This is a genomic window from Mesorhizobium sp. M3A.F.Ca.ET.175.01.1.1, from assembly GCF_004791945.1.
GTDB lineage: Bacteria > Pseudomonadota > Alphaproteobacteria > Rhizobiales > Rhizobiaceae > Mesorhizobium.
In genome coordinates, this window is record NZ_SRTP01000193.1 from 1 (window position 1) to 342 (window position 342).

At 61.7% G+C, this 342-nt stretch carries 1 pseudogene; it reads left to right on the plus strand.

Annotated elements, in window-relative coordinates:
- Positions 1-89 precede the first annotated feature (89 nt).
- Positions 90-342, plus strand: a pseudogene (locus EN818_RS34400) (efflux RND transporter periplasmic adaptor subunit); the annotation flags it as partial.

Sequence of the window (342 nt, forward strand, 5' to 3'; positions counted from 1 at the left end):
ATTTTAGCGTGAGGCGATGGGCATGAAAAAGAGACCCGCAATTGTGTTGGGCAGCATCCTGATCGCAGGGTCAGGGGGCGCTGGGATTCGTGGCACTTTCCGATCGGACGCAGGCAGCCGCCGTTACCGATCCGAGGCAGGAACCTCCGATCGTCAGACTGGTGACGGGAGAGCAAGCCACCGGCTCGGCGCGCAGCTTTACTGGCATCGTAGGGGCGAGAGTGCAGAGCAACCTCGGTTTTCGCGTGCCCGGCAAGATTGTCGAGCGCCTCGTGGATGCCGGTGATCAGATCAAGGCGGGCCAGCCGCTCATCGACGAGACCGATCTGCAACTTGCGTTCG